11 protein-coding genes are annotated in these 14,226 nt (G+C 46.6%); 7 read left to right on the top strand and 4 right to left on the bottom strand.

Annotation, left to right across the window (positions count from 1 at the left end):
- Positions 1-23: 23 nt before the first annotated feature.
- Complete coding sequence (locus J4N44_RS17540) at positions 24-2,774, bottom strand: M16 family metallopeptidase (RefSeq protein ID WP_252045527.1); 2,751 nt, start codon at positions 2,772-2,774, stop codon at positions 24-26.
- A gap of 319 nt (positions 2,775-3,093) precedes the next feature.
- Here J4N44_RS17540 and J4N44_RS17535 point away from each other — a divergent pair, with 319 nt between their 5' ends.
- The 3 genes from J4N44_RS17535 (at position 3,094) to J4N44_RS17525 (ending at position 7,451) form a co-directional block, all read left to right on the top strand.
- A complete protein-coding gene (locus J4N44_RS17535; RefSeq protein WP_252045526.1) occupies positions 3,094-4,980 on the top strand; it encodes a methyl-accepting chemotaxis protein in 1,887 nt (628 codons plus the stop codon).
- Positions 4,981-5,194: 214 nt separating this feature from the next.
- Entirely contained in the window at positions 5,195-6,151 is a 957-nt protein-coding gene (locus J4N44_RS17530) for a hypothetical protein (protein WP_252045525.1), read from the top strand.
- A gap of 202 nt (positions 6,152-6,353) precedes the next feature.
- Complete coding sequence (locus J4N44_RS17525; RefSeq protein WP_045485846.1) at positions 6,354-7,451, top strand: YdcF family protein; 1,098 nt, start codon at positions 6,354-6,356, stop codon at positions 7,449-7,451.
- Positions 7,452-7,529: 78 nt separating this feature from the next.
- On the opposite strand, the gene ohr is transcribed toward J4N44_RS17525, so the two are convergent.
- On the bottom strand, positions 7,530-7,952 hold the full coding sequence (gene ohr / locus J4N44_RS17520; protein ID WP_005449644.1) for an organic hydroperoxide reductase Ohr: 423 nt from the start codon (positions 7,950-7,952) through the stop codon (positions 7,530-7,532).
- Between the two features lie 137 nt (positions 7,953-8,089).
- Between ohr and ohrR the strand changes: the two genes are divergently transcribed.
- The 4 genes from ohrR to ahpF all read left to right on the top strand — a co-directional run bounded on the left by ohrR (position 8,090) and on the right by ahpF (position 11,421).
- On the top strand, positions 8,090-8,548 hold the full coding sequence (gene ohrR / locus J4N44_RS17515; RefSeq protein WP_005449645.1) for a transcriptional regulator OhrR: 459 nt from the start codon (positions 8,090-8,092) through the stop codon (positions 8,546-8,548).
- 134 nt (positions 8,549-8,682) lie between these two features.
- On the top strand, positions 8,683-8,820 hold the full coding sequence (locus J4N44_RS17510) for a YHYH domain-containing protein (RefSeq protein ID WP_005449646.1): 138 nt from the start codon (positions 8,683-8,685) through the stop codon (positions 8,818-8,820).
- A 302-nt stretch (positions 8,821-9,122) separates the two neighbouring features.
- Positions 9,123-9,680, top strand: coding sequence for an alkyl hydroperoxide reductase subunit C (gene ahpC, locus J4N44_RS17505; protein ID WP_005374632.1), 558 nt, complete (start codon positions 9,123-9,125; stop codon positions 9,678-9,680).
- Positions 9,681-9,852: 172 nt separating this feature from the next.
- Entirely contained in the window at positions 9,853-11,421 is a 1,569-nt protein-coding gene (gene ahpF, locus J4N44_RS17500; RefSeq protein ID WP_005374617.1) for an alkyl hydroperoxide reductase subunit F, read from the top strand.
- 135 nt (positions 11,422-11,556) lie between these two features.
- Here the strand turns inward: ahpF and J4N44_RS17495 are convergent, their stop codons facing one another.
- Both J4N44_RS17495 and ilvD read right to left on the bottom strand, forming a co-directional pair.
- A complete protein-coding gene (locus J4N44_RS17495) occupies positions 11,557-12,525 on the bottom strand; it encodes a dihydrodipicolinate synthase family protein (protein ID WP_050925985.1) in 969 nt (322 codons plus the stop codon).
- A complete protein-coding gene (gene ilvD / locus J4N44_RS17490) occupies positions 12,522-14,225 on the bottom strand; it encodes a dihydroxy-acid dehydratase (protein WP_050925986.1) in 1,704 nt (567 codons plus the stop codon). Before ilvD ends, J4N44_RS17495 begins: the two co-directional genes overlap by 4 nt.
- Position 14,226 lies beyond the last annotated feature (1 nt).

Genomic DNA, 14,226 nt, shown 5'->3' with positions numbered 1-14,226 from the left:
ACCATGGAGTCGCCCTTTGCAAATTATGATTTTGGATTGAGGATGATCGTCGTGCGTTTCGCTTTGTTACCGAAGGCACGTTTTGCCAACGCTTTGACTTCTTCTAAAGTGACACTTTGCGCCGCTTTGTCGATATCAAGCAATACATCCAGTCCATAGTCATGAACAAGGTAACGCGTGTATGCCCAACTGCGTTGACCCGGACTGTCGTCGATGTCTTTCATTGCAACCACCAACTGTTTCTTCGCAATATCGACTTCTTTTTGAGTAATGTTCGTTGCCAAATCATCGATGATGTTGCCAAGCTGCGCATCCATTTTACTCACGTCTTTCGGATCGATTTGAGATTCAAAGAACCAGTCAGACACCATCTCTTCATCTTGCGTGATTGGGTAAATGCTTGGGCTGTAATCCAAACTTGCCTCTTCACGTAATTGATCAGTCACTCGTGCTGCCGCAATGCGTTGAAGTATGTCAATAACAACCGTTTCTTGCGCCGTTCTTGGCTGTTCATTGCCGTTCGTTAAACGCAATAAATACAACGACGATGGCTCGTGCCCTTCTGCCATTACCAAGCGTTTTTGCGCATTAGGATTAAAATCGATGTGGTAGTCCACAGCTTCACTTGGTTTTAGATCAATCGATGCAACGTACTTACGCAATAACGGCGTGATCTGCTCTGGGTCGATGTCTGCAACGATCACCATCTTGTAACCGCGGTTGTGGTTAAACAATGTCTCATGCAAAGCGAAAACTTGCTCTGATGTGACATCCTTAACCCCATCTGCAGCTAACAGAACTTGGCGACTGTTCGGCAGGTAAGCGTTTTCATTTGCCGCTTTGACCCACTTACCCATTGGTGATTCAAAGAACGCTCGACGCTGCTGAACAAACTCGCGTTTCACAGCGGCAAGTTGACGCTCGTCGACTTTAATTTCCGTCATGATGTTGTACAAACCATTTAGCGCACTCGCAAGGTGTGCTTTTGGCGCGATCACTTCTACACCATGATTGGTTGCACCCAAAATAGGAAACAGTGAAATATCCGTTTTACGCAAGTAGCTGTCGAGCTCAGAACCAGAGAAACCACCTAAGCCACTGCGTGCAGCGGCCATCGTTGCCACATCAAAGGCAGGGTACAACGACTTATCTAACGCCGCTTTACCACCTTGGCTTGCTAAATAAACGTATGCGCGATTGGCTGCTTTCTCGTCTTTTTGGAACCACACCTCAATGCCGTTCGATAGAGTGTAAACTTGGAATCCACCCTTCTCTTCACGCATTTTAGTGATCGTGCCTTCTTTGGTTGGTTGAATAAAACCATCCGTCTGCGCATACATGTCCAATGGCTTCTCACCAGCTTGTGCATATGCAGCGCTCAAGGCTGCAAATTGACCTGAAAACTGTGCTTTGTCTTCGTTTTTACCCAGTCCAATTACAAAGTTTGCTGGTTCAGACAACAGCGCTTTCAGCTCATCATTGGCATGATCTAATGTGTTGCTGTCGATAAAGCTCGACAAGCTTTGCTCATACCCTTGCTTCGATTGGCTTACCGAATTGATTTCTAACTGGTAAGTACGCGCTTCGGCATAACCTGCTGGCTTACGTTTCGACCAATCTGAATCAAGGTTAGATAGCTCGCCATACCAACCAGACATCACACCATCAAGCTCTTGTTGTGTCACACCGTAGTCGCGTAAAGACGTTAGCGTATTTAGGAAGATTTTCTGAATATTGTCACGACGCTCTGGCGCAAAAGAAACACCGGCAGACATGACACTGTGATAGTTGGACGTGTAAGGCTGTGCATACGCGTATTGGAAAGATTCCGCCGCATCATTTAGCACCGTAAGCAAACGTTGCTGGATAAGCTGAGCACTGACTTCGTCTTGCCATGCGCTATGTTGTTGAGCCAAGGTTTGGCGCATCACAGAATCACGGTCGATGATCAGATGCAGACTTGGCGATTCCATTTGGCTGCTTGGCAGAATGCGATTGGCGTTATTCGCACGAATATCACGTCGCTTCTCAACCACAACGTCAGACGTGCTCTCCCAGTTTGAGAATTTTTTCTCGATAATCTTAGCGATCGAGTCCACATCAACATTACCTGTGATGATCAACTCTGCGTATTGCGGCTGATACCACTTGTCATAAAAGCGCTTTAAAGCGGGTGATGACGTATTTTCAATCGAGCTACGCGTACCAATTGGATCGTGCTCTGCGTAAGGCGTCCCCTCAATTGTGGCTTCGTACGCAGTGAAAGACAGCGGCTTATCATCCGGACGAGAACGTCGCCACTCTCCCAAAATCACGCCTTTCTCTTTTTCTACCTGCGTTGGGTCAAATTGAATGCCATCACCGATGTCACGCATCCACGTTAGCGCCTCATTCAGCTTGTCTGGATTGGCGAGATCCAATTTGTACGTCGTCTGCTGATAGGTTGTCGTGGCATTAATATCTGCACCAAAGCTGCCGCCTGATGCTTCAAACAGCTTTACAACATCATTGCCAGAAAAGTGCGTACTGCCATTGAACGCCATGTGCTCAATAAAATGAGCGTAACCTTTTTGGCTGGCGTCCTCTTGGAAAGAGCCGACATTCATCATCAAACGTACTGAGACTTCTTCGTCTTGAGTCGGATAGATGTGGTACTTCATCCCATTGGCAAGTTGGTCGACATGCCAATTTGTATCGGCTTGGAGAGGTGTTGATTGGGGAGTCAGAGCGCACCCTGACAGTAATAATGCGGGTAATAACAACGTGCTACGCATAACTATTGTCCCTAACAATGAATAATTGAGGCAATATATCGATCACGTCATATGCTTGATATTTAATATGCAATATACGCCCTTATAGTAAGACTTTGATCACACTTTATAAAAACAAGAATCATTTACAAAGATGTAAATAACGGTTTGCTAATAAACAAGTTAGCGCAAAAAAGCAAAACAATTTGAACAAAATGTGTGCATTAGCATGAGTATGAATCAAATACGCGACACAGATCGGTATTTATTTTGAACACTAAAATATAATATCGGCGCGAAATACAAATTTTTATAAATAATAAGAGCCAATCATATCTATATGTTTAAGAACTTATCTTTGAAGAACAAGCTGGCGATCTCTGCCAGCGCTGCCATCATCCTCGGGGGAGTGTTGGTAGAGGGGCTGTCTTTCCGTGACTCTTTGCAACGACTTGACGTTGAAGTTGCACAGCGTTTAGAAAGCACAAGCGCATCTTACAACCAATATGTAAGTGACTGGATTCTATCCAAAGAACGAGCACTGACTTCACTATCGCAAGACGCTAAAAAATCGGCAATCGTGACGCACCTAAAACAAGTTCGCGATTCTGCCAAGTTTGATAACGTCTTCTTAGCTTACCCAGACGGTTCGCAAGATAACGCAAACGGCGTTGTTCTACCGCCAGGTAACGATGATCCACGCAAATGGGGTTGGTATACCAACGCCATTGCTAATCCATCCAAAGTCTTTATGGATAACCCAACAGTTGCCGCCGCAACAGGCGCAAACGTGGTGTCTTTGGGTAAAGCGATACAGCTTCATGGTCAAACCTCAGTATTAGGTGCTGACGTAGAAATCGGTGATATCCTAAACAGCCTAAACCAAGTAATTTTACCGGGCGAAGGCTACATGTTCATTGCGAACGACCAAGGCAACATCTTCACTCACAACAACAGCAAACTGCTTAATCAACCTGTGAGTAAACTTGGTTTGAGCAACAATGACATCGTTGCAGCAGCAAGATCTGGTCAGGATCGTACTGTGTCTATCCATGGTAAAGACTTTTTGGTTCACGCAAAAGCCATCGACGGCACCAAGCTAACCACAGTAACCGTTCTGGATAGTGATTCACTTGTCGCACCACTTTACGATGCCGTTTGGGGACAAATTATCGCTACGGCTATCGTTGTGGTCATCTGTGTGGCGTTGTTTAACTTGCTGTGTAACATCCTGTTCCGCCCGCTTTACAACGTCTCTCATGCACTTTCGCAAATCGCTAACGGCAGTGGTGACTTAACTCAACGCATCAAAGTAGAAAACCGCGATGAGGTAGGTGAACTAGCAGAGAACTTCAACCAGTTCGTAGCGAGCCTTCAGCAGCTTATCGGTCATATTCGTCATCAAGCCGAAGACCTAAACCAACAGTCTGAGCTAAGCACTAAGCGTGCAAACCAATCGGTTGATGAGCTAAACCACCAGCAACAAGAAATCACGCTTGTGGCAACGGCAGTGACAGAAATGGCGTCTGCAACTCAAGAGATCGCCTCTCACGCTGAACAAACAGCGAAAGTAGCGCAAGATTCATCAGTAAGCACACAAAACGGTCACTCACTTGTGGTAAACACGAAAGACTCGATCAACAACTTGTCTTCTGAAGTGAACCAAGCAAGTGGTGTTATTAGTGAGCTAAACCAGCACGCACAAGACATCAATACCGTGCTGTCAACCATCCGTGATATTGCTGAGCAAACCAACCTACTTGCGTTGAACGCGGCAATCGAAGCGGCGCGCGCTGGTGAACAAGGTCGTGGATTTGCGGTCGTGGCTGATGAAGTTCGCGTACTATCGCAACGTACACATACTTCAACAGAAGAGATCAAATCCACCATTGAAACGCTGCAACGCACCACTCAACGCGCGGTGACCCTGATGGAACGCAGTTCAGAACTGGCGATGGGTTCGGTAGAAGATGCCGACCGTGCTTCGCAAGCGTTGGATGAAATCAATTCAGCGGTTGCATTGATCAGCGACATGGCGACACAAATCGCTACAGCAGCAGAAGAGCAAACGCACGTGACCAACGAGATCACGCAGAATGTTACGTCCATCAAAGACGTGACCGATCACTTGGTGATTGGTGCAGAAGAATCCATGAACCAATCTTCTGAGCTGAAATCACAAGCTGAAGACCTCAACTCGAAAGTAGCGACATTTAAACTGGCGTAATACTCGTTTCTAAGCTCAATATCAAACCCCGCCTAGCTGCGGGGTTTGTTTTTCCCACCGATACTTCTCTCTTAAATTGACCTCAAAGCCTTAAAAATCCGTACATATACCCACACCTACCGCCGAGAGCAAGCTTCATAGAAAGCGTGGTAGGGCATCATTTAGGGAAACGGCTTTTCAACCTTATTCTGAATACGTTCGAAGAGGTGCGCTTATGAATCTTATGGACCTACCCAAAAAACGGGGGAAATGGAATCTCGAACTGTGCAAACAAAGCGCAGCACAATACAAAACTCGCACCGCATGGAGCGAAGGGAGTAAAGCGGCTTACAGTGCTGCTTATCGGAATGGTTGGCTAGACCAATGCTGTGCCCACATGCAACGCGTTGGCGTTAAGTGGACCTACGAAAAATGCGTACGCAGCGCCGCTCGATATAAAACCCGCTCTGAGTGGAACCAAGCGTGCAAAAGCGCCTACCATGCAGCTCGTAAAAATGGCTGGGTAGAAGATTGCTGCGCTCACATGCTTCCCTCTCGTACAGGTAAAAAATGGACCTTTGAAAACTGCGCGAAAAATGCCAAGAAGTACAATACCCGTTCTGATTGGCAACGCGGTTGCAGCGGTGCTTATAACGCAGCAAATCGTAATGGTTGGCTAGACGAATGCTGCACTCACATGAAGCCCATCGAACTGAAATGGGACTTCGCGGCGTGCCTCAAAAGCGCTCGAGCGTTTCGGACCCGGACCGAGTGGATCAGCGCGTGCAAAAGTGCGTATCAAGCGGCACGAAACCGAGGTTGGTTGGAGCACTGCTGCGCTCACATGGGTGCGCCGAGAACGCAAAAGAAATGGACACTCGACGCCTGCATCAAAAGTGCTTCTGAATTCAAGACTCGAACCGCATGGCAAGAAGGCTGCAGTGGCGCTTACTTCGCAGCACACCGTAATGGATGGATGAAAAAGTGTTGCCAGCATATGCGCTCTGCTCGCGCCAAATGGACACTGAAAATCTGTAAGGGCAGCGCCTCTTACTTCTCGACCAAGAAAGATTGGCTTCGCTGCTGTCGAGGCGCATACAACGCCGCACATCGTAATGGATGGCTGGTCGAGTGCTGTTCACATATGAAGAGAGCAACCAACTCGCGATTGTCTTTAAATCCAACCGTTTAACACAACAGCCGGTGGGCAACGTTTTTCGTGATCCTACTTCGCGTTTTAACCACATGAATCCCTTCGTTCGGCTGAGTTGGGATTCATTTCACAGTTTATTCATGAAGCGAACCTAGACTGAAAAAATCCATCGAACTCGTTCGACCTACAACAACGTTAGGCACGATAAAAACTAGGTACTACAGCACCTCTAGGACATTTCATGAAGAAGAACTTACTTGCTATTGCTCTTGGTAGCGTGATTGCGCTAACGGCTGCTCCATACTCCATTGCAGCAAACGATGCTGCTATCCAATCTTCAGCCGACTATTCACAGATCGTCACCAAGCGTCAGGTTGTCGACCAACTGCTCAACGACGCGGTAAAGGCATTCAAATCCCCTGCGCGTATCTCGCACGCTGGTTTTACCGCCAAAATGCCGAGCAACATGGAGATTGTTACCGACCGCTTACTAGAAGCCTACAAACTTGAGCCATACCGTACTGACCTGCTGATTTCTGCGGCAAACGCACAGATCTACAACAAGAATGCAGACCGCGCGATTGAACTGTTCGAACAAGCCCTTTCGGTCGCACCAGACGATGTGGACTTGCACGCTTACTTAGCGGTATGGCAACGCTTTGAGGGCAACCAAGCGGAATCAGCGAAACACATGGCGACGCTCACGAAGCTCAATGCTGGTAAAGCGGCAGACATCCAACGCATCTTCGACACTGTAGACCGCGTGCTTGCAACGCCACTAAAAGAGAAAGCCGACAAAGGCAAACTAAATGACAAGGGGGCGATCGTCACACTGGGATACGCACTGAATCCGGATGGTTCAATGCACCAAATCTTGGTTGAGCGTTTGGAAACCACGCTAGCCATGGCAAAAGCAAACCCAGACGCGTTGATCGTATTGACGGGCGGCGTACCAAAGAACCACAAAACCGAAGGCAAGTTAATGGCGGATTGGCTGATTGAAAAAGGAATCAGCAAAGATCGCATCATTGAAGAAAACTATGCCACCAGCACGGTAGGTAACGCCCTATTCAGCAGCTACGCATTGGCACGTCACAACATCAAGCACGCGACCATCATCAGCTCAGCGAGCCACGTGCGCCGTGGTCAAACGCTATTTGAAATCGCAAGCTGGCAAACTGGTCCACAAGGCATCACTTTCGACACCGTAAGTTACCCAGACAAACCGCTTAAAGACTTAGCCAAAGCCAGCGATGGCGAACTACTTGGTATTTATCGCGATGCACTGCGTACTTACGGCATGTGGAGCTACCGCTCTTACCCACTAGAGTCGCGTTAAGTTTTCTCGCTTCATACCAATCAAAAAAAGCCTGCGTACTTGCAGGCTTTTTTGTCTTTGTACCGTGGTAAGACCCGCTTAAATCGCTTCGCCGTTTACCGTTACTGCTACATCAATGTTGCCACGAACTGCGTTTGAGTATGGGCAAACTTGGTGCGCAATGCGCGTTAGCTCTAGCGCTTGTTCTTGTGGCATATCTAGCTCTACCGCTAGGCTCACTGTTAGTGCGAAGCCGCCGTTGTCGTTCGGACCGATACCTACTTCCGCTGTTACGGGTGCGCTTTTCAGGTCTACTTTACCTTCACGTGCTACGTGCAGAATCGCGTTAGAAAAACATGCCGAATAGCCCGCTGCGAACAGCTGTTCTGGGTTAGTTGCTGCGCCTGTGCCGCCCATTTCCTTCGGGTATGACAGCTCTAGATCGAGAAGACCGTCATCTGTTTTTACTTGACCATTACGACCAGCCAAAGCGGTAGCTTGAGTTTTGTATAGAGTAGTCATGCGAGTATCCTTCTTAATTTAAGTTGCGCACAATTTAATTGCTCACAATCTTAGATCGAAGTAAAGATCGTTTGCAACTATATTGTGCACAATTTATTTTATGACTCTCTTTTTCTATGAGCAGGTAGGCAACGCCAATGAGCCAGTGTTACACCGACAACACCATGACCGACGACGATAAACTCTTACTCGAAAACCAAGTTTGCTTCCCGCTCTACAGCGCAGCAAATGCAGTGATCCGAGCTTACCGCCCGTTGCTGGACGAGCTTGATCTGACTTATTCGCAGTACTTAGTGATGATGGTGCTATGGGAGAAAGACGGTGCCAGTGTGAAAGAATTGGGGTCACAACTGCATTTGGACTCAGGCACACTCACACCGCTGCTTAAACGCTTAGAAGCAAAAGGCTATGTAGAGCGTGGTCGCAGTGAAACCGATGAGCGCGTCCGCGTACTCAACCTCACCGAGCAAGGTCTTGCTCTCAGAGAACAAGCCAAGGCAGTGCCAAACGCCATGATGTGTAAAATCACATTAGAGCTGGATGAAATGATCATGCTGAAGAAGCTGTGTGGCAAAGTGCTCGACAATCTGAGCTAATCCTTTGAAATCTTGCCCACTGACGAAATAAGTGGTCGATGAGACGTTAAAGGTTGATTGAAATCATATTCAACTAGTAGCATTTATGTAAAACTCCGCGCGCTCAAGTTTGGGCATACATTTCGGAGTATTAAATGAAAAAGGCAGTATTCGTTCTTCTTGTTAGTTTCGGTATGGTTTCTGCGGCGTTTGCCCATTCTGGAGGCACCGATGCAAATGGCTGTCATACAAACAGTAAAACTGGTGAGTACCACTGTCACAACCGCAAATAATTCCGTTTGCATAATATGAGAAGGCGCGGCTTATCGCGCCTTTTTAAGCGGGAATCACACGTTATACCTCCATCCTCCCTCATCGTCCTTCTCAATCAACATTATCTATTATCGCTCTGCATTCATCTTCAATAAAACCTATCAAAGCAAACTCACCTACATCGGATATGCCTATCAAGTGAAATAGGAAATGGCTATCAATAGGATAGTTACAAGCGATTTTCCTTAAACACACTCCGATGAGAATATACTTTCCGAAAGCAACAACAGCTCAGCTTAAAACATTCAAAGGAAAGTAAATTATGATTAATACTCAAATCAAACCATTTGCAGCTACAGCGTACAAAAACGGCGAATTCGTTGAAGTAACAGAACAAGACGTTCTAGGTAAATGGGCAGTATTCTTCTTCTACCCAGCAGACTTTACGTTTGTATGTCCAACAGAACTGGGCGACCTAGCAGACCACTACGAAGAGCTACAAAAACGTGGCGTAGAAGTTTACTCAGTATCAACTGACACACACTTCACTCACAAAGCATGGCACGACAGCTCAGACACAATCGGTAAGATTCAGTACTACATGCTTGGCGACCAAACAGGCAACATCACAAACAACTTCGGTGTGATGCGTGAAGGTCAAGGTCTTGCAGACCGCGCTACGTTCCTAATCGACCCAGAAGGTACTATCCAAGCAATGGAAATCACTGCTGAAGGTATCGGTCGTGACGCAGAAGACCTACTACGCAAAGTGAAAGCAGCTCAATACGTAGCAGCACACCCAGGCGAAGTTTGCCCAGCTAAATGGAAAGAAGGTGAAGAGACACTAGCTCCATCACTAGACCTAGTTGGCAAAATCTAAGCCACTGAAATTTAAGTTCTAATCAGTTCCCGATTTCCTTTTTCTGATTAGTACTGAATTAGAGAGCACTTCAGGTTAGATACCTTGACGACCTTCTGCCTGATTTGCTCTCTCCCCCTCAGGTTTTATCTACAGTAACCACTTTTTAGTTTTAATTAAGGTAGTAACAACTATGTTAGACCAAGCGATCCAACAACAACTCAAACAATATCTGGCTAATGTAAAAGAAGAAGTTCGTTTAGTGGTTAGTCTAGATGAAAGCAAAGCATCGAATGACATTTTGTCTCTAGCGAACCAAATCGCAGAGATGAGCGACCTAATCACTGTTGAACGTGACGACAACGCAAGCGCACGTAAACCAGTGATGGCGGTAACTAACCCAGCTAAAGGCACAGCACTACGCTTTGCAGGCTTGCCAATGGGTCACGAATTTACCTCTCTAGTATTGGCACTGCTTCACTCTGGCGGTCACCCAATCAAACTAGAACCAGAAGTGATTGAGCAAATCGCAGCACTAGACAAAGATCTAGACGTAGAAATCTTCATTTCACTGTCGTGCCAAAACTGTCCGGACGTGGTTCAAGCGTTCAACATGATGGCGGCGATCAACCCGAAAGTAAAAGCAACCATGATCGACGGTGGTTTATTCCAAGATGAAGTGAAACAACGCGACATCATGGCAGTACCAAGTGTATTCGTGAACGGCGAGCTATTCGGTCAAGGTCGTATGTCTCTAACTGAAATCCTAAACAAAGTGGATGACGGAGCAAGCGAGAAAGCGGCGAAAGCACTAAGCGAAAAAGACCCATACGACGTACTTGTTGTCGGCGGTGGTCCTGGTGGTAGCGCAGCTGCTCTATACGCTGCTCGTAAAGGTATTCGCACTGGCGTTGTCGCTAAGCGCTTTGGTGGTCAGGTGATGGACACCATGGCAATTGAGAACTTCATTTCGGTAAAACGCACTGAAGGTCCAAAACTGGCAACTGACCTAGCAGAACACCTAAAAGAATACGATGTAGACGTTGTGACTGAGCAACAAGCTGAGAAGCTAATGGGCGCAGCACACACAGAAGACGGTTTGATTCACATCCAACTTGAAAGCGGCGCAACGCTGAAGAGTAAGAGTGTCATCCTAAGCCCTGGCGCACGCTGGCGTGAAATGAACGTTCCGGGTGAGCAAGAGTACCGCAACAAAGGTGTCGCGTACTGCCCGCACTGTGACGGCCCACTGTTCAAAGGCAAGAAAACTGCAGTTATCGGTGGTGGTAACTCAGGCATCGAAGCAGCTATCGACCTTGCTGGTATCGTCGAACACGTAACGGTTCTTGAATTCGCAGACGTACTTCGCGCAGACCAAGTGCTTATCGACAAAGCGAACTCACTACCAAACGTAGACATCATCACGATGGCGCAAACAACAGAAGTAGTGGGCGACGGTACTCGCGTAACAAGCTTGAAGTACAAAGACCGCAACACTGATGAAATCAAAGAGATTGAACTGTCAGGTATCTTTGTTCAAATCGGTCTAGTACCAAACACAGAATGGCTAAAAGATTCAGAAGTAGCCCTATCTGAGCGCGGCGAAATCGAAGTCGGCAGCCGTGGCGATACTAGCCTAGAAGGTGTGTTCGCAGCGGGTGACGCAACAACCGTTCCTTACAAACAGATCATCATTGCGATGGGTGAAGGTGCAAAAGCAAGCTTAGGCGCATTTGACTACCTAATCCGTAAGCAAGGCTAATCTCCAAATTTCTTGGACACAAAGCGCACAGTGCTGTGTTTTCTTCCCCAGAAGGCCAATCGGGGCACTGTGTAGAACGGAGTGGCAAGAAATAAAAGCAAAAACCTAGAAGCCCAAAGACTTTGCCAGCAGCTACTACTGCTGGCTTTTTTTGGTTTTGGGGATTTTTAGAACTGGCTCAAATTGGCTCAAGAAATCTTCAATATCTCTATAATCTAGCTTGTTCAATTGATAATTAGGCTTACGGCAATAACTATCTGAGATAATCCCTCGTCTCTTCAATATTTCTTTTTCCACAGCAATGATGTACTCGCAATGAGTCATCCATTTGCTGATGTATTTCAACAAAATAACATGTAATTCTTGGGCTCTTTGCGTCTCTCCGTCTCGCCAAAGCCGATAGAGTTCTGTATAAATCTCACTGAATGAACAACCGGGCATTACTCCTTTACCACCGATTTCAAGCATGTCTAACATATATAAACCAGCGTAACCGTTCATGATCACCGCTTCAGGTAAGAGGTTAAGCAACTGCTGTGAATAAATAACTGGTGGGTTGCATTCGATTTTAAATACAGCGTTTGGGTAACCTTCAGTAATCGCCTTCATTTCTTCTGGGGTTATCGGCAACCCAGTTTCAGTGGGGGCATACTGAATAAGAACGGGAATCTCAACAGCGCTTAACACACTTTGAATATGTTCGATGATCTGCTCATTGCTAGGATTCAAGAAAAACGGCGGCAATAGCATCAAACTATTAAAACCTTGTTTTTGGTACTCTATTGCCTGCTTTACCGCAAGCTCAGTTGCATGCTCTGTGATTGAAACACAACTGAATACCTGAGAGGTTGCGGTAATCTCTTGAAACCAATGGGAAAGCTCTCGTTTCTCATCTTGATTTAACTTATAGAACTCACTCGCAATGCCAAACAAAGTTAAGCCTTCACATCCCGTTTGGATTAAGTGTTTAACCAAGCGTTTGAAGCTCTCAATATCAACATTGCCGTTGTTATCGAACGGCATAGCAATAATTGGGTTAACACCAAAAATATCGAAAGGCTTCAAAGGAAAAGGCTTAGAATGCTTTAAGACAGTCAAGGTCATTTTAAAATCGCTCCATGGGCTGCAGATGACACCCGTTCTCGGTATAAACCCAAAAATCCTTTTGGTACTTCTTTATGTACCCTCTTCCAGGCCACTCGCCTCGCTGAAATGACTTCTTCATTCAATTCCAAGGTGATCTCACGCGTGGTCAAATCAATAGTGATTTCGTCTCCATTTTCAACCAATCCAATCAACCCACCATCATAAGCTTCAGGTGAAACGTGACCGACAAAAAGACCACGATTTGAGCCAGAAAAACGACCGTCTGTGATTAAAGCACAGCTTTCTGAAAGCCCCATACCTTCCAGCAATTTCATCGGTTTATACATCTCCGGAAGCCCTGCACCTCCTGTCGTTCCCTCATAGCGGATGACAACAACCGTGCCAGCTTTAATGTCCCCTTGTAAAATGGCATCTATCGTCTCTTGCTCAGAATCAAACACCATGGCTTTACCTCTGAAGTGGAACATAGATTTAGGCACTGCCGCAGGTTTAGCTACCGAACCTAAAGGTGATAAGTTTCCTTTCAATACCCCTACGCCAGATTCCAGCATAAACGGATCATCTAACGGACGGATGAGGTCTCGATTTGTGCTGTTGAACACTTTATCTAGACACTCTCCCTTACTACCTGCAACTGTCATTGCATCAAGCTCTAGCAACGGCGCTAACTCTTTTTCCACCGCAGCAACCCCACCAGCTTCAAAGAAATCCACCATATCGTACTCAGATGCAGGATAGATGGACGCCAATAAAGGCACTTTTCGACTCATTTGATCGAACGTGTCCAGTGCCAACTCCCCCAAGCCAGCTTCGTAATGTATTGCTTGTAAGTGAATGATGGCGTTGGTCGAGCCGCCTGTAGCTAGCAATGTAGTGATTGCATTATTTATCCCTTGTTTGGTAATGATTTTTCGCGCTGTCAGACCTTCCGAGATCATTTCTACAATGCGCATTCCACTTTCGTACCCAACCTGAAGCCTTTCGGGATGAATAGCAGGGATGGTCGAGGTTTGGGGTAACGTCATACCTAATGACTCTGACAAACAACACATGGTGTTAGCGGTACCATACATTGTACAAGAGCCTATCGTGGGCTCTGCGAGATCCTCAATCTTGCGAAACTCGTGCTCATCGATCTGTCCTTTATTTTTCCAGCCAATAGCTTCTGTGACTATGTTGCCATCCCAGTGTTTACCCTCATATTCAGCGGGGTACATTGGACCGCCATTAACCAAAATGGCTGGAATATCGAGCCTCGCAGCTGCCATCAACATAGCAGGAACGATTTTGTCACATGACCCAAGTAGCACCATCGCATCAAAATTATGTGCTCTAACCATGATTTCAATAGATGCTGTGATCACCTCGCGCCCTGCGAGAATATAACGCATGCCTATATGACCTTCTGCAATACCATCACACGGAGCAATAGTGCCAAAGGTCATTGCGGTGCCCCCCGCCTCTTCAATACCTCGAATCACTTCCGCGCCGACCACATCAAGGTTTGCGTGACCCGCAGTCGCGTTGGTATAGCTGTTTACCACTGCAACAATGGGCTTACGCAGTGCACTATCCGTGTGTCCCATTGATTTATACAGTGCACGCTTCAACGCGCCGTCATCTTCTTTTAAGATTTCATTGTGGTGAGGGGGACAAGCCCCACCACCGCATGAACCACAACTTCCACATTTACTCATA

Origin of the sequence: Vibrio sp. SCSIO 43155 (genome assembly GCF_023716605.1) — a bacterium.
GTDB lineage: Bacteria > Pseudomonadota > Gammaproteobacteria > Enterobacterales > Vibrionaceae > Vibrio > Vibrio harveyi.
Note: the sequence above shows the minus strand (reverse complement) of the source record. Positions and strands in the feature narration are given on the sequence as shown.